Source organism: Brenneria sp. L4-2C (assembly GCF_040240335.1).
GTDB lineage: Bacteria > Pseudomonadota > Gammaproteobacteria > Enterobacterales > Enterobacteriaceae > Brenneria.
Window position 1 is genome coordinate 82,225 of the sequence record NZ_JBEIAC010000010.1, and the last position, 23,341, is coordinate 105,565.

The 23,341-nt window shown below is 54.0% G+C and carries 19 protein-coding genes; 15 read left to right on the plus strand and 4 right to left on the minus strand.

The features are described from left to right. Positions 1-10 precede the first annotated feature (10 nt). Positions 11-361 (minus strand): YceK/YidQ family lipoprotein, encoded by a 351-nt coding sequence (locus tag ABRZ26_RS15460; RefSeq protein WP_319605036.1) that lies wholly within the window; start codon positions 359-361, stop codon positions 11-13. A 416-nt stretch (positions 362-777) separates the two neighbouring features. Here ABRZ26_RS15460 and ibpA point away from each other — a divergent pair, with 416 nt between their 5' ends. The 6 genes from ibpA to dcuR all read left to right on the plus strand — a co-directional run bounded on the left by ibpA (position 778) and on the right by dcuR (position 8,227). Further along, positions 778-1,191: a small heat shock chaperone IbpA gene (ibpA, locus tag ABRZ26_RS15465; RefSeq protein WP_319605037.1), complete on the plus strand. Its 414-nt coding sequence runs from the start codon at positions 778-780 to the stop codon at positions 1,189-1,191. Between the two features lie 127 nt (positions 1,192-1,318). Then, the gene (gene ibpB / locus ABRZ26_RS15470; protein ID WP_319605038.1) at positions 1,319-1,789 is read left to right on the plus strand and encodes a small heat shock chaperone IbpB; all 471 of its coding nucleotides are present in this window, start codon (positions 1,319-1,321) and stop codon (positions 1,787-1,789) included. Positions 1,790-1,974: 185 nt separating this feature from the next. Then, the gene (locus tag ABRZ26_RS15475; RefSeq protein WP_319605039.1) at positions 1,975-3,633 is read left to right on the plus strand and encodes a putative transporter; all 1,659 of its coding nucleotides are present in this window, start codon (positions 1,975-1,977) and stop codon (positions 3,631-3,633) included. A gap of 531 nt (positions 3,634-4,164) precedes the next feature. Further along, positions 4,165-5,577, plus strand: coding sequence for an anion permease (locus tag ABRZ26_RS15480; RefSeq protein WP_319605040.1), 1,413 nt, complete (start codon positions 4,165-4,167; stop codon positions 5,575-5,577). Positions 5,578-5,895: 318 nt separating this feature from the next. Then, positions 5,896-7,512, plus strand: a complete 1,617-nt coding sequence (locus tag ABRZ26_RS15485) for a sensor histidine kinase (RefSeq protein ID WP_319605041.1) — start codon at positions 5,896-5,898, stop codon at positions 7,510-7,512. Beyond that, positions 7,505-8,227: a two-component system response regulator DcuR gene (dcuR, locus tag ABRZ26_RS15490; protein WP_319605042.1), complete on the plus strand. Its 723-nt coding sequence runs from the start codon at positions 7,505-7,507 to the stop codon at positions 8,225-8,227. The genes ABRZ26_RS15485 and dcuR overlap by 8 nt, the downstream gene beginning before the upstream one ends. A 50-nt stretch (positions 8,228-8,277) precedes the next feature. Here dcuR and glk read toward each other — a convergent pair whose 3' ends face one another. Continuing rightward, a complete protein-coding gene (glk, locus tag ABRZ26_RS15495; RefSeq protein ID WP_319605043.1) occupies positions 8,278-9,246 on the minus strand; it encodes a glucokinase in 969 nt (322 codons plus the stop codon). A gap of 657 nt (positions 9,247-9,903) precedes the next feature. Between glk and ABRZ26_RS15500 the strand changes: the two genes are divergently transcribed. The 7 genes from ABRZ26_RS15500 to ABRZ26_RS15530 all read left to right on the plus strand — a co-directional run bounded on the left by ABRZ26_RS15500 (position 9,904) and on the right by ABRZ26_RS15530 (position 17,682). Beyond that, on the plus strand, positions 9,904-11,247 hold the full coding sequence (locus tag ABRZ26_RS15500; RefSeq protein WP_319605044.1) for a 2-hydroxycarboxylate transporter family protein: 1,344 nt from the start codon (positions 9,904-9,906) through the stop codon (positions 11,245-11,247). A 542-nt stretch (positions 11,248-11,789) separates the two neighbouring features. Further along, a complete protein-coding gene (gene dppA, locus ABRZ26_RS15505) occupies positions 11,790-13,397 on the plus strand; it encodes a dipeptide ABC transporter periplasmic-binding protein DppA (protein WP_319605045.1) in 1,608 nt (535 codons plus the stop codon). Between the two features lie 147 nt (positions 13,398-13,544). After that, positions 13,545-14,564, plus strand: coding sequence for a dipeptide ABC transporter permease DppB (gene dppB, locus ABRZ26_RS15510; RefSeq protein ID WP_319605046.1), 1,020 nt, complete (start codon positions 13,545-13,547; stop codon positions 14,562-14,564). Between the two features lie 12 nt (positions 14,565-14,576). Continuing rightward, the gene (gene dppC / locus ABRZ26_RS15515) at positions 14,577-15,479 is read left to right on the plus strand and encodes a dipeptide ABC transporter permease DppC (protein WP_319605047.1); all 903 of its coding nucleotides are present in this window, start codon (positions 14,577-14,579) and stop codon (positions 15,477-15,479) included. Positions 15,480-15,492: 13 nt separating this feature from the next. After that, a complete protein-coding gene (dppD, locus tag ABRZ26_RS15520; protein WP_319605048.1) occupies positions 15,493-16,473 on the plus strand; it encodes a dipeptide ABC transporter ATP-binding protein in 981 nt (326 codons plus the stop codon). Further along, the gene (dppF, locus tag ABRZ26_RS15525; protein ID WP_319605049.1) at positions 16,470-17,489 is read left to right on the plus strand and encodes a dipeptide ABC transporter ATP-binding subunit DppF; all 1,020 of its coding nucleotides are present in this window, start codon (positions 16,470-16,472) and stop codon (positions 17,487-17,489) included. The genes dppD and dppF overlap by 4 nt, the downstream gene beginning before the upstream one ends. After that, the gene (locus tag ABRZ26_RS15530; protein WP_349830375.1) at positions 17,479-17,682 is read left to right on the plus strand and encodes a type II toxin-antitoxin system CcdA family antitoxin; all 204 of its coding nucleotides are present in this window, start codon (positions 17,479-17,481) and stop codon (positions 17,680-17,682) included. The genes dppF and ABRZ26_RS15530 overlap by 11 nt, the downstream gene beginning before the upstream one ends. A gap of 58 nt (positions 17,683-17,740) precedes the next feature. Here the strand turns inward: ABRZ26_RS15530 and pdxR are convergent, their stop codons facing one another. Next, entirely contained in the window at positions 17,741-19,237 is a 1,497-nt protein-coding gene (gene pdxR, locus ABRZ26_RS15535; protein ID WP_319605050.1) for a MocR-like pyridoxine biosynthesis transcription factor PdxR, read from the minus strand. A 350-nt stretch (positions 19,238-19,587) separates the two neighbouring features. Here pdxR and ABRZ26_RS15540 point away from each other — a divergent pair, with 350 nt between their 5' ends. Next, positions 19,588-20,418, plus strand: a complete 831-nt coding sequence (locus ABRZ26_RS15540) for a 5'-nucleotidase, lipoprotein e(P4) family (RefSeq protein WP_319605051.1) — start codon at positions 19,588-19,590, stop codon at positions 20,416-20,418. A gap of 171 nt (positions 20,419-20,589) precedes the next feature. On the opposite strand, the gene ABRZ26_RS15545 is transcribed toward ABRZ26_RS15540, so the two are convergent. Then, positions 20,590-21,348: an SDR family NAD(P)-dependent oxidoreductase gene (locus ABRZ26_RS15545; protein ID WP_319605052.1), complete on the minus strand. Its 759-nt coding sequence runs from the start codon at positions 21,346-21,348 to the stop codon at positions 20,590-20,592. Between the two features lie 304 nt (positions 21,349-21,652). On the opposite strand from ABRZ26_RS15545, the gene ABRZ26_RS15550 reads away from it, so the two are divergent. Continuing rightward, entirely contained in the window at positions 21,653-22,984 is a 1,332-nt protein-coding gene (locus ABRZ26_RS15550) for an aspartate aminotransferase family protein (protein WP_319605053.1), read from the plus strand. Positions 22,985-23,341: the final 357 nt, after the last annotated feature.

A 23,341-nucleotide genomic window follows, 5' to 3' on the forward strand; every position in this document is an offset into this window, starting at 1 on the left:
GTGAATAAGCCTATAGCTGATTGTTAGGCTCGGTGGCGATTTGCGAGCTGGCGGTCTGGTTCTGTTGCTCGCTTTGTAAAATGCGGTCGCGCGTGGTGGTTTTATCACTGTCCGCACGGTAGTAGTCATAGGGCAGCAATAGCGTATCCGCGACGGCGGAGAAGGGCAGATCGAGCGCGACCAGCGGCATCATCGCCCAACTGGTGTCGTCATCGCGCAGTATATCCAGACTGGCGCGCGTTCCCGGATAGTACCCCTGATTGTTGCCGGTGTGCGTCATGACGCTGGAGCAACCGCTTGTCGCCATCATTCCGCTGCCAGTGATGATGAAAGAGAATAAAGCACTTTTCAGCATAGCCATACTTACCGTCCGTTAGGGGTAGGGAGGGCGTATCCGCCCTGACTCTCAATATCACTTTATTACCTGAAACCACCGCATTTTTTATTGATTCCCATCATCCGGATCCTGCGCAAAAACATCGGCATCCCCGCAGCCGCGCCGGCAAATCCATGACGCTCGCGGCCTGATGGGCGAATATCTGGGTTACGTTACCGCATCTAATGATTTAAGTGTATGTGATAACAGTAATCTTATCGGTGAATTTTGCATGAAAAGCGACAATTTTTTCTCTGTGCCTATTGAAAATCCGGGAACGGCCACCACTTTTATGACAAGTTCGGAGAGAAAGATATGCCGGAAGGGTATCTAGCCGGGCGACGGCCTGTCCTTAGGGAAGGTTGATTGTGAATCCTCGCTGAATCTTTAGGAGGCTTATTGTGCGTAACCCCGATTTTTCACCGCTTTATCGTTCCGCTATTGGTTTTGATCGCTTATTCAATCTGTTGGAAGCGGGCCAGACCCAGGGTAATGGCGGTTATCCCCCCTACAATGTCGAGCTGGTCGACGAAAACCAATACCGTATCGCCATTGCCGTCGCCGGTTTTGCCGAGCAGGAACTGGAGATCACCGCGCACGATAATTTACTGATTGTGAAAGGCGCGCATGCCGGTGAGCCCGCGGCCCGCAACTATTTATATCAGGGTATCGCCGAGCGTAATTTTGAGCGCAAGTTCCAGTTGGCGGAGCATATCCAGGTTAAAGGCGCCAATCTGGAAAACGGGTTGCTGTATATCGACCTGGAACGCATTGTGCCGGAAACGCTGAAGCCGCGCCGGATCGAAATTAAATAAGCGATGCCAACGCCTGCGGCCATGGCGTAACGAATTCATATCACTCTCGTCCGCCGAATGGGGACGAACCCAGTCACCTTGCCGTGACTGGGAGAGATTGTCTCGCTTCATAGAAGGAGTAACGAGTATGCGTAACTATGATTTATCCCCCTTACTGCGTCAGTGGATCGGTTTTGACAAATTAGCCAGTTCGATGCAAGGCAGTCAGGAACCTATTGAGTTTCCTCCCTATAACATCGAGAAAAAAGACGATAACCATTATCGCATCACGCTGGCGTTGGCCGGTTTTCAGCAAAGCGATCTGGACATTGAGGTAGAAGGGCCGCGTCTGACGGTGAAAGGCAGTCCGACGCAGCCGGAAGAAAAAGTGGAGTATCTGCATCAGGGGTTGGTGTTCAAACCCTTCTCTCTGAGTTTTACGCTGGCGGAACACCTGCATGTTGCCGCGGCGAAGTTTGAAAACGGGTTGCTGCATATCGATATGGTGCGTGAAGTCCCGGAAGCCTTGCAGCCGCAGCGGATTGCCATCGGCGGCGCGCGTCCGGAATTAACCCGGCCGTCGGTTGAAACCCAACCCTCCGCCGACGATAAGTCGTAATTTTCTGTTTTGCTTGTTGCGCCCGCCGCCAGACCCGGCAGCGGGCGTTTTTTGTGCTGCCCGCCACGTTTCCCGCCGTGCCATTCTGCCAGAATCTACGACACTCGCTGTTGATGCCTTGCTGAACCGCTTATTTTTGCTTCACTCCTCAATAAGATGCGTTCGCGCCAGAAAGGATACGAAGTATGAGTGATATCGCGCTGACCGTCAGTATGCTGGCGCTGGTGGCTGTTCTGGGCTTATGGATCGGCAACTGGCGAATTTACGGCGTCGGGTTAGGTATCGGCGGCGTGTTGTTCGGCGGCATCATCGTCGGGCATTTCGCCCAGAGCTACCAGTTCACGCTGAATGACGACATGCTGCTTTTTATTCAGGAATTTGGGCTCATCCTGTTTGTCTATACCATCGGTATTCAGGTCGGGCCGGGCTTTTTTTCTTCACTACGCGTTTCCGGCCTGCGTCTCAACGGTTTCGCCATTCTGACGGTATTTCTCGGCTGCGTGGTGACCGTCATCATCCATAAAATCTTCAACGTTCCTTTGCCCATTATTCTGGGCATTTTTTCCGGCGCCGTGACCAACACCCCTTCTCTGGGGGCGGGCCAGCAAATCCTGACCGACCTCGGTTCCAATGCCGAACTGGTGAATCAGATGGGGATAGGGTACGCCATGGCTTATCCGTTAGGCATCTGCGGCATTTTGCTGGTGATGTGGATCATGCGTATTGTGTTTCGCGTGGCGGTTGATACGGAAGCCCGGCAATTTGAGAGCAATAACGGCATACATCATGAACAGCTGCATACCATGAATGTGTCCGTAGAGAATACCAACCTGCAAGGACTGGCGATCCAGGATGTGCCGGTTCTCAATCTTGATGCCATTGTTTGCTCCCGCCTGAAGCGCGGTAATGAGCTGATGGTGCCTTCTCCGGCCACCATTATTCAACTGGGAGACTATTTGCATCTGGTGGGGGCGAAAAGCGATCTGGAACAGGCGCGGCTGGTGATCGGTCATGAAGTGGACGCTTCGCTGTCGACTCGCGGCACCGAGTTGCACGTTGAGCGGGTCGTCGTAACCAATGAGAAAGTCCTGGGACGCAAGATCCGTGAATTGAATCTGAAGCAAAATTACGATGTGGTGATTTCCCGCCTTAACCGCGCCGGCGTCGAACTGGTCGCCAGCAACAACGCCAGTCTGCAATTCGGCGATATTCTGAATCTGGTGGGGCGCAAAGCCGCGATTGACGCGGTCGCCGATATCGTGGGAAATGCGCAGCAAAAGCTCCAGCAGGTGCAAATGTTGCCGGTGTTTATCGGCATCGGCCTCGGCGTTCTGTTGGGATCGATCCCGCTGTTCATTCCCGGCTTCCCGGCCGCGTTGCGGCTGGGGCTGGCCGGCGGGCCGCTGGTGGTCGCCTTGATTCTGGGGCGTATCGGCGGTATCGGGAAGCTGTATTGGTTTATGCCGCCCAGCGCGAATCTGGCTCTGCGCGAGCTGGGGATCGTGCTGTTCCTGTCGGTTGTCGGGCTGAAGTCGGGTGATGCGTTCGTCGATACGCTGCTGTACGGGGATGGTATCTGGTGGATTGGCTACGGCGCGTTGATTACCATCATTCCTTTGCTGATCGTCGGGGTGCTGGCGCGTGTCGTCAGCAACATGAATTATCTGACGCTGTGCGGCATGTTGTCCGGGTCAATGACGGATCCCCCCGCGCTGGCGTTTGCCAATGGGCTGCATGCCACCAGCGGCGCGGCGGCGTTGTCGTATGCCACCGTGTACCCGTTAGCCATGTTTTTGCGTATTATGTCGCCGCAAATTCTGGCGGTTTTATTTTGGGCTATGTGATCGTGTGAGAAATAATGTTTTCCTGCGCTAGTGAAATAAATAAAAAAGAGAGATCGCTCTAATTTTTACAATTTTTTTTGAGCAATCGAAAATAAATAAAAATGACCATTTATATTGTGGCGGGAGGAGATGAATAACCACATAAAAAGCAAGTCTTATATTTTTCGGTATTGGCTACTTTAGTTAATTTAATGTTTATTAATTGTTAATTTTAGCGCGTTTAATGCGTGATTTGAAATGATTAACATGATAATTAAGCTAATAAATATATTTATTAAGTAAAATAATCACTGAATGTCACGGTGTTACATTATTATATTCCTATGGTTTATCAGAATTTAGTGGGCGGGGAAATCACGCTTGCCCTTATTTTCTAGCTTGTCTTTTTTTGGCTGATGTTTCCTGTTGCGATAGTTAATATTGTATTAACCAGCAGGGTGATGAAGGAAGAATAAGAAATACCAACTCCTCCGCACGGGACATCCGTTATTAGTTAACGAATTCCGTATTAATAATGAAGAGTGGTATTTTATGTCTGCAAATAACAGCAGGTTGTTAAAGCTTCTGGTTATCATCTGTATCGCCGGCGGGTTGTGGCTACTCCCGGTTCCTTCTGGCGTTAGTCCCTCCGCCTGGCACTTAATGGCTATCTTTATCGCGACGGTGGTGGGGTTAATCCTCTCTCCATACCCGTTGGGCGCGATGGCGATGTTCAGCCTGACGTCGGTGTCAATATTGGGCTTGTTGTCCATCAAAGATGTTCTGGCCGGCTTCAGCGATCCGACCATCTGGATGATCGCCTGCGCGTTCTTTATTTCCCGCGGTTTTATTAAAACCGGCTTTGGCCGGCGCATCGGTTTGCTGTTTATCAGCAAATTGGGCAATAGTTCTCTGGGGCTGGCCTACGGGCTGGTCTTTACCGACTTGCTGTTTGCTCCGGCGATGCCGTCAACTTCTGCGCGCTGCGGCGGGATTATCACCCCGTTGTTCCGCTCCATCTCCGAAGCCTATGATTCGACGCCGGAAAAGGGAACGCAACGCCGTATCGGCGCCTTTCTGGTTCAGTCCATTTTCCAGTGTAACGCCGTGACCTCCGCCATGTTCATGACCTCCATGGCCGGTAACCCGATGGTCGCCAAGCTGGCGTCGCAGTTCGGTATTCATATCTCCTGGACGGACTGGGCGCTGGCCACGCTGTTGCCTGGTATCCTCTCACTGGCGCTGATTCCTTATCTGATTTATCGCTTCTATCCGCCTGAACTGAAAACGACCACCGAAATGCGTGCGATTGCGGTGGAACGTCTGCGCGAAATGGGGCCGATGAGCCGCAACGAATGGGTTGTTCTGGGCGTGTTCCTGGGACTGGTCACGTTCTGGGTGCTTGGCTCGACGCTGAAGATCGATCCGACGCTGACGGCGCTGGCCGGCCTGAGCGTGCTGCTATTGAGCCGTGCATTGACCTGGGACGACGTCGTCAGTGAAAAAGAAGCCTGGCATACCGTGGTATGGTTCGCCGTTCTGATGACGCTGGCCGGTCAGTTGAACAAGATGGGATTGATCGCCTGGCTGGGGAGTATGGCGGGAAACGCCGTAAGCGGTATGCACTGGCTGCCGATGCTGGGTCTGCTGCTGTTGGTTTACTACTATAGCCACTATCTGATGGCGAGCGCGATTGCCCATATCAGCGCCATGTATGCCATTTTCGTGTCGATTGCGCTGGCCGCGGGCGCGCCGCCGATGCTGACGGTCTTGGTGTTCGGTATCTTCAGCAACCTGTTTATGTCCACGACCCATTACTCCAGCGGCCCGGCGCCGATTCTGTTCGGTTGCGGCTACATGCCGTTAAGCACCTGGTGGAAGATCGGTTTCTTTGTCAGCCTGGTGATCATTCCTATCTGGCTGGTTGTCGGCGGCATGTGGTGGAAAGTGCTCGGTCACTGGTAAGCCCGTTTCTCTCCCGTTCCCGTTACGGCAGCGGCGTCGGCTCGCTCCAATTGAGCCTGCGCCGCTGTGAACCGCCCAACGTTGGGACAGACCGGGTTCCCCGGCTGCTGGGTTGGCGAAGTTAGCGGGGACTTGTTCGATTGTTGCCTGCCTGTCTCTGGATATTTATCGGGTTACATTGTTGTTTTTTATATTGATTTGATCCGACATAACGTGTTCCGCCCGCCGGTGGCCGACGTATTCAGTGTTTGCTTACACGCGAAACGTGATGAAAAAGTATAAGATAACGGTGTAATGATGGTTATTCCGGAGAGCAAAATGAATAAGAAAAAAACACCGTTGAAGTTGGGTACATCGGTGTTTCTGATGGTTTCAGCGGTGATTGGCGCGGTTCTGCTGGTCGTCTATGCCTTACTGTTTTTTCGCATTAACCAGCTCTCCGAAGATCATTTACGGGAAAAAGCGTTCGCTATCGCCCGCACCTTTGCCTCTTCATCCCTGGTCGTCAATGATCTGAAAGGTCTTGGCAACCCAGATGCCATACAGGATGCGGCAGAGCGTATCAGCCTGAGTAACCAGTTACTTTTCATTACCGTCACCGATATGGATACCATTCGCCATACTCATCCGGAGCGGGAAAGGATCGGCGAGCACTTTGCTGGTCGGGATATTTATCCCGCCCTGCTGGGGATGGAGAATTCATCCATCAGCCGTGGTACGCTTGACCCGGCGCTGAGGGTCTTTACCCCGGTTTTCGACGAGAATCACCAGCAAGTCGGCGTGGTCGCCTTAGGCATTGCGCTGACCAGCGTGCAGAAGGTCATCAACGAGAACCGTTGGATGATCCCCTGGACGATTCTGGCGGGCGCCCTGGTCGGTTGGCTGGGTACGTTGATTTTGGTGAAGATACTCAAACGCATCATGCTGGGTTTTGAGCCGTTTGAGATCTCGAATCTGTTTGAGCAGCGTAATGCGATGTTGAAGCAGATTAAAGAAGGCGTGATTGCGGTCGATAGTAATGCGAACATCACGGTGATTAACGATGAGGCGATACGGTTGTTTCGACAGGGAGGAAGTCAGTCGCCGGAGCAAACGGCGGAGAGCATCAGCCAGCATTGGCTGGATCGCCTGCATTTGAAACAGGTGCTGGAAAAAGGCATTCCACGCCGCGATGAAGAAATTAACGTTCACGGCCATCTGCTGCTGACGAATACCGTACCCGTATTTGTCGAGGGCGATATGATCGGCGCGATCGTGACATTCCGTGATAAAACGGAAATCAGCCAGTTATTACAACGTCTGTCCGGCATGTCTTACTATGCGGACGCGCTGCGGGCGCAATCGCATGAGTTTATGAACAAGCTGCATGTGATATTGGGGATGCTGCATTTAAAATATTACTCTCAGTTAGAGGCCTATATTTTGAAAACCGCCAATAACTATCAGGCGGAAATTGGTTCGATTATCCGTAAAGTCAAATCCCCTGTGATTGCCGGTTTCCTGTTGGGCAAGATTAACCGAGCCCGCGATCTCGGCATTACCTTGTCAATCGGCGAGGATAGCCTGTTGCCCGATACGGATGACGTGGATGCCACCAATGAACTTATTACGGTTCTGGGCAATCTGATTGAAAATGCGATGGATGCCATCGACGGGCAGGAAAACTGTGAAATCAGCGTAAGTTTTCACCATCAGGACGGGCGCTTGCATTTCACCGTGGGTGATGACGGCCCCGGCATTTTACCGGAGAATCAGGAACATATTTATGAGCAGGGTTTTTCCACCAAAGGCAGTGGACGGGGCATAGGCCTGTATCTCACCAGGCAGAGTTTGGAAAAGATAGGCGGAAACATCGATTTTGAGTCGGAACCTGAGGTGTATACCCAGTTTTTCGTTAACATACCTTATCAAGCAAGGCCGTTTGACCATGATTAATGTACTGATTGTTGATGACGATGCCATGGTTGCAGAACTGAACAAATCTTATCTGAGTCAGATTTCCGGATTTAGCTGTTATGCGACGGTACCTACGTTACAGCAGGCGAGAAACTTACTTATGCAACCGGATTCAGGCATCGATCTGGTGTTGCTGGATATTTATATGCAGCAGGATAACGGATTGGATTTGTTGCCGACCATTCGGGAGTTCAGTGAAAGGACGGATGTGATCATCATTTCATCCGCCAGCGACGTGTACTCAATCAAGAAAGCGCTGCACTACGGCGTGGTGGATTATCTGATTAAGCCTTTTCAGTTTTCCCGTTTCGAGCAGGCGTTAACGGCCTATCGGGAAGAGGCCAATTTGCTGAAACACCGTGAGTTTGTGGCGCAGTCCGATATCGATAACCTCATCAGACGCACCAACGGCAACGCCGCCGGCGAACGCAAGAAACTGCCGAAAGGCCTGACCAGCTTAACGCTGCGCACCGTGTGTGAATGGATTGAAGGCAACCAGGGCGCCGAGTTCTCAACGGAAATGCTGGCGAACGCTATCGGCATCTCCCGCGTGTCTTGCCGTAAATACCTGATTTATCTGGCGGATACCGGTATTCTCGCCACCAATATCCTCTATGGATCGACCGGCAGGCCGGTCTATCTCTATCGCTTGTTGCCCGAAAAGCAGGATGCGTTGCGTCAATATTGTGAGTAAGGACGGCTTTTCCGCACCGGTTCAGGGCCGTTTCCGGCCCTGACGCCGGATTATAAGGTATAACCGCTGGCCTGACGCAGCCATGCGCCTGCCCCGAGCAGGCCGGGGTGGGAATGGGTGATCAGGTAAACCGGAATATCAGCCAGATAATCTTTAAACCGCCCTTTATCCTCAAAGGCCGTGCGGAAGCCGGAGTTGAGGAAGAAATCCATAAAGCGCGGAACAATGCCGCCCGCGATGTAGACGCCGCCAAACGTCCCCAGCGTTAACGCCAGATTCCCGCCGAAACGCCCCAACAGAACACAGAACAGCGACAAGGCGCGGCGACAGTCTACGCAGCTGTTTCCCAGCGCCCTGGTGGAAATATCCTTTGGCGTCAGCGCTTCCGGCGTTCTGCCGTCGGCAATGACAATCGCCCGATACAGGTTGACGAGACCGGCGCCGGACAGGAGACGTTCCGCCGAAACATGGCCGAGTTCATCACGCAGTATTTTGAGGATTAACGACTCTTCCTCGCTGTTTGGCGCAAAGTCGACATGTCCGCCTTCGCCGGGCAGACTAATCCATTTGCCGTCCACCGGTACGAGATGCGCCACGCCGAGCCCGGTGCCGGCGCCATAAACCGCAATAGGTTTACCTGCGACGGCCTGGTTTCCGCCGAACTGGATCACATCATCCGGGCTGAGCGTCGGGATCGCCATGCTGACGGCGGTAAAGTCATTGATAATATCCAGACGATCAAAATTCAGATTCCGGGTTTTCTCCGCGATGGAGAAAGCCCAGTTATGGTTGGTCATGGCTACCCAGTCGCCGACGATGGGACAGGCGATAGCGATACAACCTTGTTTGATGGTTAATGAGGGATGTTCAGCCAGAAATAGCCGGATAACCGTCTCCAGGCTGTCGTGCTCGGATACGGCATAGTTTTTGTTGCTCGATATTTCACCGGTTTCTAATGCGCAAAGCGCAAGACGCGCGTTTGTCCCTCCGACATCGCCCACCAAGGCATACTGATGCATAACGTATTATCTCCGCTTAGATTGCAAGAATCTTACTTTCCATTTGTTCAAACGGCAGTCGCTCATCATGGTTATCAGCTCATCCGGCTGATGGAGATGGCGTCCGCACGTCGAAAGTATGGGTATATATAAACAGAAATAGGGGGGGGAGGTCACTGTAAAATCAGCGTGGTAACCCATTTTCGGACAGGCGAGGCTCTCTCTTCCCCATGCGCGGGCCGCGTAACGATCGCCGCTGAAAGGCGTCTTGCGCAAGGGCGATGGGAAGGCGCGGTTGAGCGAAATACTTTCATTAGTATTCAATCGGCTTATTTACTTATTTTAATAACGTGGTATTTTTATCTTATATTCGTTGATGTTCCTGCCTTCATCTGTCAGATATTCCCCAATACCCACACAAAAATTAATTTAATTACAAAAAAATGATATAAGTTATTTAAATAGAACTTGCTAATAAGTTCACAAATATAGCATTAAGAATGTAAAACTATATCATTTTTAACATTTGCCTATGATAGATTACCTCTAATAAAAGTATTCAATAAATAACACCTGCCATTTTTTATTACATATTGATAAAAACAAAAATGGACTTTCTTACTTCCTGAAAATAAACACAGGTTTCCTGTACCGTACTGTCATAGCTGGGTGAATACAATGAAAAAAACTGACACGGATATTCTATGTAAAAACGAGCTTGCCATAAATCCCCCACACTCGTTTATGGAGATATTTTTTAAAAAGACCATTGGTTCTGTTCCTTTTCCGCTATTCATTGCGATAGGCGCGATTGTTTTTATTGCGGCCTATGCAGGATATTTACCTAAAAATATGATCGGCGGTTTTGCCGTTATTATGAGCATGGGTTTCCTGCTGGCGCATATCGGGCATAAAATTCCGGTATTTAAAGATATCGGCGGCCCGGCCATTCTTTGCCTGATGGTGCCTTCCATTCTGGTGTATTTTCATTTGTTTAATGATAACACCATGAAAACCGTTCACCTGCTGATGAAAGAGGCCAATTTCCTCTATTTCGTCATCGCCTGTCTGGTGGTCGGCAGTATTCTGGGCATGAACCGGAAAATCCTGATTCAGGGCATGATCCGGATGTTCGTGCCGCTGGTGGTGGGGACGGCGACCGCCCTGGGAACCGGCCTGCTGGTTGGCAAACTCTGCGGCTACAGCTTCTACCACACCTTCTTTTTCATCATTGTTCCGATTATCGGCGGCGGCATCGGCGAAGGCATCCTGCCTTTATCGCTGGCCTACTCCGCCATTTTAGGGGAAACGCCGGATGTCTACGTCGCGCAGCTGGCGCCGGCGGCCGTCGTCGGCAACATCTTCGCCATTTTCTGCGCCGGCATCCTGTCTCGTCTTGGTTTGCGTCGCAAAGACCTGAACGGCGAAGGCCGTCTGGTGCGCAGCGATGAAGACAATGCGATATTCGCCGTCACCGAAGCGCCTAAACCGGTCGATTTTCACCTGATGGGCGGCGGCTTGCTGATGATCTGCGCGTTTTTCATCGTCGGCGGTCTGTTTGAAAAACTGGTGCATATTCCAGGGCCGGTGCTGATGATTCTGATCGCCGTATTCTGCAAATACAGCCGCGTTATTCCCGCCACCATGGAAACGGGCGCGCACAGCGTTTATAAATTCGTCTCCAGTTCGCTGGTATGGCCGCTGATGATTGGCCTGGGCATGCTGTACATCCCGCTGGAAAGCGTCGTCGCCGTCTTTTCCGTCGGTTATGTCATCGTGTGCGGCTCCGTGGTGCTTTCCATGGCCTTGGTCAGCTTTTTCATCGCGCCGTATCTGAACATGTATCCGATAGAGGCATCCATCGTCACCACTTGCCATAGCGGGCTCGGCGGCACCGGCGACGTCGCCATTCTTTCCGCCTCCAACCGCATGTCGCTGATGCCTTTCGCCCAGATCGCCACCCGTATCGGCGGCGCTTCTACCGTAATCGGCGCGACCCTGTTGCTGAATTGGATCATCTAACCCGACGTCCCTTCTCTGTGCTCAGGTCAGTCAGCGTCGCTGACTGACCTGTTTATTCGCATATCTATTTTTCTTATCGATAATTAGCATTTTCATCTGCTGTTTAAACTTTTCGCAAATAAAAGTGCTCGCATCTTGCCCGAATAAAGGTTTTTTTATATCGTTTCCCTACTGGTGTCTTATCCTTTTATTTTTTATTTATACAGTTAAAAAATTGATTTTTTTGCCTTTTATATGAAATATAAAACTATATTTTTTCTTTATATATATATTATTAACTAATAAAGACTTTTTTTTCGCTTTGTAAATCCCTATGGTTTGTATTGACGTCATGGTGATCTGTTGACAGATTTAAGGCGTCGTAAAGGGAGAAAACCGTGAATGCCTGAATCATTCCTCGCATTCATCGGTCTTCGGCTTTTCTTGCCGCTCCCTCCGTTATTTTACTTTTGCGCCTGAGGGCAAGGCGCGGACCATCACACCTAAAAATACCGGTCCGGCCAAATGAATAACACAACATCATCCACAATGGAGCTCAAATAATGGAAAATTCCTTGGCTAAATCAAGGGCTTTAAAACTCGGGCTTGGCTTGCTCGCCATGTCTGTCGCGGCCGGTCTACAGGCCAAAACATTGGTCTATTGTTCCGAAGGCTCCCCGGAAGGGTTTAACCCGCAGCTGTTTACCACCAGTACCACCTATGACGCCACTTCTGTGCCGATTTATAACCGACTGATCGAATTCAAACATGGCTCCACCGATCTGGAACCCGGCCTGGCGGAAAAATGGGACGTCAGTGAAGATGGTAAAACCTATACTTTCCATCTGCGCAAAGGCGTGAAGTGGCAGGATAATAAAGACTTTAAACCGTCGCGCGATTTCAATGCCGACGACGTGCTGTTCACTTTTCTGCGTCAGCAGGACGCCAATCATCCGTACCATAAAGTATCCGGCGGCAACTACGAATATTATGCGGGCATGGGGTTGCCGGAGTTGATCAGCAAAATCGAAAAAGTGGATGATTATACCGTCCGCTTCACGCTGAGCCGCCCGGAAGCGCCGTTCCTGGCCGACCTGGCGATGGACTTCGCTTCCATTCTGTCGGCGGAATACGGCGATAAAATGCTGAAGGCCGGTACGCCGGAGAAGATCGATCTGAATCCGATCGGCACCGGGCCGTTTAAGTTGCTGCAATACCAGAAAGATTCGCGCATTTTGTACGCCGCTTTCCCTGAGTTCTGGGGTAAGAAAGCGGGCGTCGATCGTCTGGTGTTCTCCATCACGCCGGACGCGTCTGTACGTTATGCCAAACTACAGAAAAATGAGTGTCAGGTAATGGCATTCCCTAATCCGGCGGATATCGGTCGCATAAAACAGGACAAAAACGTCACGCTGCTGGAACAGCCGGGTCTGAACGTGGGATATCTCAGCTTCAATGTACAGAAAAAACCGTTGGATAATCTGAAAGTGCGTCAGGCGCTGACGTATGCGGTGAATAAGAGTGCGATTATCGACGCGGTTTATCAGGGCGCCGGACAGGCAGCCAAGAATCTGATCCCACCCACCATGTGGAGCTATAACGACGCGGTTCAGGATTACAGCTACGATCCGGAAAAAGCCAAGGCGCTGCTGAAAGAAGCGGGCGTGGCGGACGGTTTCACCATCGATCTGTGGGCGATGCCGGTACAGCGTCCCTATAACCCGAACGCCCGTCGTATGGCGGAAATGATCCAGGCGGATTGGGCCAAGATCGGCGTACAGGCCAAGATTGTGACCTATGAATGGGGCGAGTACCTGAAGCGCGCCAAAGACGGCGAGCATCAGACGCTGCTGATGGGTTGGACCGGCGACAACGGCGATCCGGATAACTTCTTCGCCACGCTGTTTAGCTGCGATGCAGCTGAGAAAGGCTCCAACTACTCCAGATGGTGTTATAAACCGTTCGAGGATCTGATTCAGCCTGCACGCACCACGTCGGACCATGAAAAACGCGTTGAACTGTATAAGCAGGCTCAGGTGGTGATGCACGAACAGGCGCCGGCGCTGACCGTCGCTCACTCTACTTACTATCAGCCGATCCGCAACAACGTGAAGGGTTATGAAATAGAACCGCGCAGCGTTCATAACTTCAACTATGTGTCGCTCGATTAATTAAACCCGTTATTTTATGGGCAGCCTTTGAGCCCTGCTTCCGCCACAGTCGCGGAAGCAGGGCTTTGCGTCCATAAATGGCAAATGTGAGCATAAATCAGCCCGTAAGCCTATGAGCTAAGCGGGCGCTTAAAGAGAGTTCGGGATATGTTGCAGTTCATACTCCGGCGTTTGGGATTGGTTATCCCAACGTTTATTGGCATTACCTTACTGACTTTTGCTTTTGTGCATATGATCCCGGGCGATCCGGTCATGATCATGGCCGGGGAACGCGGAATTTCCGCGGAACGCCACGCGCAGCTGATGGCGGAAATGGGGCTGGATAAGCCGATGTGGCAACAGTACGTCAACTATATTGGCGGCGTCTTGCAGGGTGATTTGGGCATTTCCCTCAAGAGCCGCATTCCGGTGTGGGAGGAGTTCGTCCCACGCTTTAAGGCGACGCTGGAATTAGGCGTCTGCGCGATGATTTTCGCCATCAGCGTGGGGATCCCCGTCGGTGTTTTAGCGGCGGTAAAACGCGGTTCTATCTTCGATCACGCTTCCATCAGTCTGGCGTTGACCGGCTACTCCATGCCCATTTTCTGGTGGGGGATGATGCTGATCATGCTGGTGTCGGTTCATCTCAATCTTACGCCGGTATCCGGCCGGATCAGCGATACGGTGTTCCTTGATGAAAGCATGCCGCTGACCGGGTTCATGCTGATTGATACTTTTTTCTGGGGCGAATCGGGCGACTTTATCGATGCGGTGCAGCATATGATCCTGCCCGCCGTGGTGCTGGGTACCATCCCGCTGGCGGTGATTGTGCGTATGACGCGTTCCGCCATGCTGGAAGTGCTGGGCGAGGATTACATCCGTACCGCTCGCGCCAAAGGGCTAAGCCGCCTGCGGGTGATTGTGGTACACGCGCTGCGCAACGCCATGCTGCCGGTGGTGACGGTGATCGGATTACAGGTGGGGACGATGCTGGCCGGCGCCATCCTGACGGAAACCATCTTCTCCTGGCCGGGATTGGGACGCTGGTTGATTGATGCTTTGCAGCGCCGTGATTATCCGGTGGTACAGGGCGGGGTACTGCTGGTGGCCACCATGATTATTCTGGTGAACCTGCTGGTGGATGTGCTTTACGGCGTGGTCAATCCACGTATCCGTCATAAGAAATAAGGGGAGGCTGAAATGACGCAAATCACTGAGCCGGCTGCAAGCCGCGCGCCCAAGCCGATGACCCCGATCCAGGAATTCTGGCACTATTTTAAACGTAATAAAGGGGCCGTGGCCGGCATGATTTATGTCGCGCTGATGCTGATTATTGCGATTGGCGCGAATGTACTGGCGCCGCATACGCCGGCCGAGCAGTTCCGCGATGCCTTGCTGCACCCGCCGGTGTGGCAGGAGGGCGGCAGCTGGCAGTTTATTCTGGGTACCGATGACGTCGGCCGCGACGTTCTATCCCGGCTGATGTACGGCGCGCGTTTGTCGCTGTTGGTCGGCTGTCTGGTGGTGGCGCTGTCGCTGGTTCTGGGGGTGATTCTCGGCCTGCTGGCCGGTTACTTCGGCGGCGCGGTGGATGCCGTCATTATGCGTATCGTCGACATCATGCTGGCGTTGCCCAGTCTGCTGCTGGCGCTGGTGCTGGTGGCGGTTTTCGGGCCGTCGATCGTCAACGCCTCGCTGGCGCTGACCTTTGTCGCGCTGCCGCACTATGTGCGCCTGACGCGCGCGGCGGTGCTGGTCGAGGTGAACCGTGACTATGTGACGGCTTCGCGCGTGGCGGGCGCCGGCGCATTGCGCCAGATGTTCGTCAACATTTTGCCAAACTGCCTGGCGCCGTTGATCGTGCAGGCGTCGCTGGGTTTTTCCAACGCCATTCTCGATATGGCTGCTTTGGGTTTCCTCGGTATGGGCGCACAGCCGCCGACGCCGGAGTGGGGCACCATGCTTTCCGACGTTTTGCAGTTCGCGCAAAGCGCCTGGTGGGTGGTGACGTTCCCCGGTCTGGCGATCTTACTGACGGTATTGGCATTTAACCTGATGGGGGACGGCTTGCGTGACGCTCTCGACCCCAAACTCAAGCAGTAACAGAGGTAGAGAGATGGCGTTACTCAATATAGAGAAACTGTCCGTGCATTTTGGCGATGAAGGCGTGCCGTTTCGCGCGGTCGACCGCATCAGCTATCAGGTCGAACAAGGGCAGGTGGTGGGGATCGTCGGCGAGTCCGGTTCCGGTAAATCGGTCAGCTCGCTGGCGATTATGGGATTAATCGATTATCCCGGTAAGGTGATGGCCGACAAGCTGGAGTTCGACCAGCGCGATTTGACGCAAATATCCGAGAAGGCGCGGCGTCAGCTGGTCGGGGCGGAAGTGGCGATGATTTTCCAGGACCCGATGACCAGCCTGAACCCCTGCTATACCGTGGGATTCCAGATTATGGAAGCCATCAAGGTGCATCAGGGCGGCAACCGCAAAACCCGTCGCCAGCGGGCGATCGACCTGCTGACGCTGGTGGGCATTCCCGATCCCGAATCAAGGCTGGATGTCTATCCGCATCAGCTTTCCGGCGGGATGAGCCAGCGCGTGATGATCGCCATGGCGATTGCCTGTCGGCCCAAACTGCTGATTGCGGACGAACCGACCACGGCGCTGGATGTGACTATCCAGGCGCAGATTATCGAACTGCTGCTTGAATTGCAGCAGCGCGAAAACATGGCGCTGATTCTGATTACCCACGACCTGGCGTTGGTGGCGGAAGCGGCGCATCACATCATCGTCATGTATGCCGGACAGGTAGTGGAATCCGGCAAGGCGGCGGATATCTTCAGCACGCCGCGGCATCCCTATACGCAGGCGCTGCTGCGCGCCTTGCCGGAATTTTCGCAGGATAAATCACGTCTGGAATCGTTGACGGGGGTGGTGCCGGGAAAATATGACCGCCCGAACGGCTGTCTGCTGAACCCGCGCTGCCCCTATGCCAACGATCGCTGCCGGCGCGAAGAGCCTGAACTACGGGCTATCCCGGGACGTCAGGTAAAATGTCATACACCGCTGGATGATGCGGGGAGGCCAGGCGCATGAGCCAAAATAACCTTACATCGCAGCCGCATTTGCTGCATGCGATCGACCTGAAAAAGCACTATCCGGTGAAGAAAGGGTTATTCAAACCGGAACGCGTGGTTAAGGCGCTGGACGGCGTCTCTTTCACGCTGGAACGCGGCAAAACGCTGGCGGTGGTGGGCGAATCCGGCTGCGGTAAGTCGACGCTGGGCCGTCTGTTGACCATGATCGAAATCCCCTCGGCGGGCGAGCTTTACTATCAGGGGCAGGATCTGCTGAAGCCGGATCAAACGGCGGAAAAGCTGCGTCGTCAGAAGATCCAGATCGTCTTTCAGAATCCTTACGGATCGCTCAACCCGCGCAAAAAGGTCGGTCAGATCCTGGAGGAGCCGCTGCTGATCAACACCGGGCTGTCAAAAGCGGAACGCCGTGAAAAAGCGCTGGCCATGATGGCGAAAGTGGGGTTGAAAACCGAACACTACGAGCGCTATCCGCATATGTTTTCCGGCGGGCAGCGTCAGCGCATCGCCATCGCCCGCGGCCTGATGCTCGATCCGGACGTAGTGATCGCCGATGAGCCGGTTTCGGCGCTGGATGTTTCCGTGCGCGCGCAGGTACTGAATCTGATGATGGATTTACAGCAGGATATGGGGCTGTCTTACGTGTTCATCTCCCATGACCTGTCGGTGGTCGAGCATATCGCCGACGAAGTGATGGTGATGTACCTGGGCCGCTGCGTGGAAAAAGGCAGCAAAGAAGCCATTTTCAATAATCCGCGCCACCCCTATACCCAGGCGCTGCTGTCGGCGACGCCGCGGCTGAACCCGGATTTACGCCGCGAGCGCATCAAGCTGGTCGGCGAGCTGCCCAGCCCGTTGAACCCGCCGCCGGGCTGCGCGTTCAACGCCCGCTGTCAGCGCTGCTTCAGCACCTGCACCCAGTTCCAGCCGCAGTTGAAAACCTATGATGGACAACAGGTAGCCTGCTTCGCGGTCGATCAGGACGAGCAGGGCGTTCAGCCTGCGCATGCCGGCTAATGGGTTGTCGCTGGCCCACGCCTCTGCCATTGCCGGCGAAGCCCTGGCTGCGAAAGTGAGAGAACTGGAACAGGCCCGCTGGCTTGAAGAGAACCAGGAAGCCATCAAGGCGACGAATCGCTTTGTCACAGAAAATGGAATACCACGTAGTAGTAAAGGATTACGGGTAATCCGACCCACTGCGGGAGTTTAATACCCGCGGCGGATGTGCTGGTAGACGCCGTTGATTTTGTGACAACCGGCAGTTGACGTTAGCGACGACGGGCCGAGCGGATAAGATTAAACGCCTCGGCCAGTCGGGCGATGCCGGGTTCAATCCGTTCGGTTTCAATGGAATGGAATCCCAGCCGGAAATAATTTCCCGGCGGCTGATGGTCAAGAAAATGATCCTGCCCCGGCTCGATCAGCACGCCGGCGTGGGCCGCCCGCCAGGCCAACTGTTGCGTATTGATGGATTCCGGCGTGCGGACCCAGAACGCGTTGGCGGGGCCGCTGCCGGGGATACGGGTACATTCGGGCAGATGGGCGTTCAGCGCATCGTTGAGAATATTCCAGCGTCTGGCGGAGTCTTCGCGGTAACGGTGCAGATAGGTTTCGTAGTATCCCTGCGCCAGAAAATGCGCCATCTGATGCTGAATGCTGGTGGGCGGATGACGATAAACCAGCCGACGCAGCGCGCGCAGTTCGTCAATCAGTTCCGACGGCGCCACCACGTAACCCAGTCGCAGTCCCGGCGACAGCGATTTGGACAGGCTGCTGACGTAAATCACCCGGTTGTGGATGTCGCTGGCCTTCAGGGCGGCCTGGGGGTGGGGATCAAAGCTGCTTTCGGAGTCATAATCATCTTCAATAATGATTTGGTCGTATTTGCCGGCGTGTTCAAGCAACTGCGTTCTGCGGGCGTTGCTCATACTGATGCCGGTGGGCGCCTGATGGCTGGGGGTAACATAAAAATAGTCGCAGGCGCGCGACGCCTCCGTCAACCGCAAGCCTTCGCTGTCTAACGAGTGGGGAATGATGTGGGCATCCTGTAAGGCGAAGGTGTTAATGGCCTCGCGGAACACCGGATTTTCCACCCCGATACGGGTATGTCTGTTCAGCAACAGGCGCGAGAGCAGATAGAGCGCATTCTGTGAACCCAGCGTGATAAGGATTTCGTCGCCGCGCGCGATAATGCCCCGTTTGGGAAGAATACGCTTGCGTACCTGTTCAACCAGCGGCGTAACGTCCTGGTCGATATTATCGTATAGCCAGCCGTGGTCGTGGCGGCTCCCCATCACTTTGCGCGTGGTTTCGCGCCACTGCTCCAGCGGGAAAAGCTGCGTATTCGGCTGACCGTAAATAAAGGGGTAGGGATAGTCCATCCACTGGGCGGGTTTCAGGATCGCCAGATAGTTGCTGGGGCAATGATTGAAGCGCTTGCTCCATTCCGGTGCCATCGGCGCGGTCGCCGACGAATCGGCATAACGCGGTATCTCCGGCAGGGCGTCGGTCTGATAATAGTCCGGGTGCAGGTAATACCCGCTGCGTGGTCGGCTGATCAGATAGCCGTCGTTAAGCAGGCCTTCGTAGACCAGCGCTACGGTATTGCGGGAAATATTCAACTGGAACGATAACTTACGACAGGAAGGCAGCGGTTCGTCAATCGGAAATACGCCGGCGAGGATCGACGTAACCAGCGTTTCCCGTAGCTGCTCTTGCAGGCTTCTGTTTGATACAAAATCGATATACAGACAGTGATCAATCATTCCCCGCTCCCGTAAGCGCGACAACATATGCCTAAAGACAAGCAAATTGCATACCGGAATGATGAGACGGGCAATTTCAGCGCAGCAACCGGGCGCGCTAACCGCTATGATATATCCCTGCTTCGGGTAGGGACTTGCCTTATGAAATAAACGCGGCTAGGCTGTTTTTCGGAATCTTACGCGGCGGGCCTGATGGTCGTTTGCGTAGATCGATGCACGAAAGGTACGAAGCGGGGCGCAATTCTTCCGCCCGGATATCGTACGCGACTTCAGTCATCTATCGCCCTTTAGAAGCCTGCATGGCGACGCTATATTCGTTTCAAAATAACAGACAGAGAGTTATCCCCCCTATGACAAAATCACGTCTCGAAAAGGCCTCCCTCGGCGCCGCCGTCGGTATTGCATTACTCTCGTTGGTTGGCTGCGCTCAGCAGCCAAAAGACGATCAACAGGCGCAACGGCAGTTGTCGAACCAAATGGTGATGGCGCTGAATTGGTTCCAGCAATCCGGCGAATATCAGGCGCTGGCGCATCAGGCGTTCAATAGCGCACAACGCGCTTTCGATCAGGCTAAACCGGCCGCCGGCAAGAAAAAGGCCGTGGTCGTCGATCTGGATGAAACCATGCTGGATAACAGCGCCTATTCAGGCTGGATGGCGCAGCAAAACACCTCGTTTGACGTCGAGTACTGGGCTAAATGGTCGCAGGCCGAACAGGCGCTGGCCATTCCGGGAGCGGTGCGGTTCGCCAACTACGTCAATAGCCACGGCGGCACCATGTTCTATGTGTCTAACCGTAAACAGTCGGAATTCGACGCCACCGTCGCCAATATGCAGAAACTGGGCTTTACCGGCATGTCGGCAAAAACCGTCCTGCTTGCGCAGGATTCTTCCAACAAACGGGCTCGTTTCGACAGCATTAAAAACGCCGGTTACGACATCGTCGTCTACGCGGGCGATAACCTGAACGACTTTGGCTCAGCCACGTATCATCAGGATAACGCTCAGCGTCGGTCGTTCGTCAGCGCCAATCAAGACAGGTTCGGCGCCGAGTTCATCGTCTTGCCCAATCCGCTTTACGGCGACTGGGAAAGCGGTCTGGCGCCGGACTATGTCAAGATGACGCCGCAGCAAAAACTCCAGGTGCGCGCGCAAGCGATCCGCGCCTGGCGCGACCGGTAAGCGGCTTTCCGGATACTGTGTCGCGCACCTGCCGTCAAACCGCTTTCTTCCGGCGGACTCTCACCCCCGTCATTCCTGCCTGCACGGGGATTGGGGCAGCGGGGACGGAAAGCCCGTCATTCCTGCGCAGGCAGGAATCATTTAAGGGCCGTCTACGGTTTTTCGCCGGGCTCAATCGCGATCGATGGCGAAGGCGGACCATGCCTGCCGTACCGGCATGACTTCAATCCGGTTGATATTCATATGGTCCGGCAGGGTCGCAATCATGTAAATCTGTCCGGCGATGTCCTCGGCGGTGAGCGGCGTGGTGCCGCGGTACAATTTGTCCGACGCCGCCTGATCGCCTTTGGTTCTCACCAGCGTAAATTCCGTTTCCGCGATGCCGGGCGCCAAATCGGTTACCCGTACGCCGGTGCCTTGCAGATCGCAGCGCAGGTTATAACTGAACTGTTTCACGAAGGCTTTTGACGCGCCGTAAACGTGGCTGCCCGGATACGGCCATTGTCCGGCAATAGAGCCGAGATTGATGATGCTGGCGCCTTTGCCGGTTTCAATCAGCGTGGGTAATAGCGCATGGGTGACGTTGACCAGTCCGGTGACGTTGGTGTCGATCATGGTGTGCCAGTCTTCTAGGGCAACCTTTTGCGCGGCATGAGGCGCCAGCGCCAGACCGGCATTATTGACCAGGGTTTTCACCGCCTTAAACTCGGCCGGCAGCGTGTCGACCAGAGTTTTGACCGCCTGCGCGTCTCTGACGTCCAGCGCGGAATAGTAGACCGGAACCTTGCCCGACAGCTCGTCCGACAGTGCTTTCAATCGTTCTTCCCGCCGTCCGGTAAGGATCAACGACCACCCATTGGCTGCAAAATGGTGTGCCGCTGCCTGGCCGAATCCGGAGGTTGCCCCGGTGATAAACACAATATTCTGCATTGAAAACGCCCCTCTGAATAAAATTTGATAACCCGTGTTTTTAACCTGATGCGGGCAGCTTTCCGCCCCCGCTTCGCCACTTTACGGAGAGGAAAACATCTCCGACAAGGCCAGTTGAACGGAATCGGTGGGACAAACTGGCCCAGAGTTATTCGCGATCTGGCTCTATCAACGGCGGCGTTTTTGTCCCTAGTCTGATTTTGCAATACACATTGATCACATTGCGTTACCTCGCCGCGCCTGACCGGAGCGATATTGAACGATGGGGACGTTGTATGTGCCGCGTAATGATGAGGATAAGAAGATGACCCATAAGAATGAAGCCGCGTTGTCCAATGACTACGTCCGTCAACTGGACAGGCAGTACGTTTTTCACTCCTGGTCAACGCAAGGGGCGCTGAACCCGATGGTGATTGCGGGCGGCGAAGGTTGCCGCCTCTGGGATTATGCGGGGAAATCCTATCTGGATTTCAGCAGCCAGTTAGTGAACACCAATATCGGTCACCAGCATCCGAAAGTGATTGCGGCCATCAAGGCTCAGGCGGAATCGCTGGCGACTATCGCCCCGGCGACGGCCAATCTGGCGCGCGGCGAAGCGGCGAAACGCATCGTGGCCCGCGCGCCGGATAAATTCAACAAAGTGTTTTTCACCAACGCGGGCGCGGACGCCAATGAAAACGCCATCCGTATGGCGCGCCTGTTCACCGGCAGAGACAAAGTGCTGTCCGGCTATCGTTCTTATCATGGCAATACCGGCAGCGCGATTGGCGCGACCGGCGACTGGCGGCGTTTGCCCAATGAATATTCCCGTGGTCATGTTCACTTTTTCACTCCCTATCTGTATCGCAGCGAATTCATGGCGAAAACGGCGGAAGAAGAGTGCGAGGCGGCGCTGCGTCACCTGCGCCGCATCATTGAGTGCGAAGGACCGAACACCATTGCCGCCATTTTGCTGGAAACCATTCCGGGTACCGCGGGGATCCTGGTGCCGCCCGCCGGTTATTTGCCGGGCGTGCAGGCGCTGGCCAACGAGTTCGGCATCGTACTGATTATGGATGAAGTCATGGCCGGTTTCGGCCGGACCGGCTCCTGGTTTACGTTCCAGCATTACGGCGTCGAACCTGATCTGATCACCTTTGCCAAAGGGGTGAACTCCGGTTACGTGCCGGCGGGCGGCGTGCTGATTTCCGATCCGATCGCCCATTTCTTCGATACGCGCATGTTCCCCGGCGGTTTGACCTATTCCGGCCATCCCCTGGCGATGGCCGCCATCGTGGCGACGCTGGATGCGATGGAAGAGGAGAAAATCGTGGAAAACGCCGCCAAAATCGGCGACGGCATACTGGCGGACGGCTTGCGCAAGCTGGGCGAGAAATACGCCATTATCGGCGAGGTGCGCGGCATCGGCCTGTTCCATGCGTTGGAGCTGGTTTCCGATCCGGTGAGTAAGACGCCGCTGCCTGCCGCCGCCATGGGCGAGTTTAAAGCGCAACTGCTTGATAAAGGGCTATTGGGTTTTGTGGCTGAAAACCGTCTGCATGTGGTGCCGCCCTGTATCGTGACCGAGGATGAGGTGACGCAGGCGCTGGGAATCATTGATGAAGCGCTCGCCGCGCTAAACGCGAAGTTTTCCTGATGTCCTTTTCATGCGCCATGCCGGTTTCGCGTGGCGCATGTTTTCCTCGTCCCCGCAAGATCCCGCCGGCGATTCGCTTTCGCCGCTTATCCTAAAGTCCTCTGTCGACTTCGCATCTTGTCCGCCAGAGAGGCTCAATTCTTCCCCCGCATCAAACCAATCTATACGTTTTACCTATGCATCTTGCGCCAAATGGAGGCAAACAGGCGGCTATTTGCACCAAATGTGTTTTTCCGTATCTCGGTTGCAGGGCGAATTCCCCTGTCATTCGTGGGGTTGGGCGCAGAACAAAACGTTGGCATGAAAATGGCATCCGTTTAATCAGAAACCTAACCAAATAGTCAGAAACCGCCAATA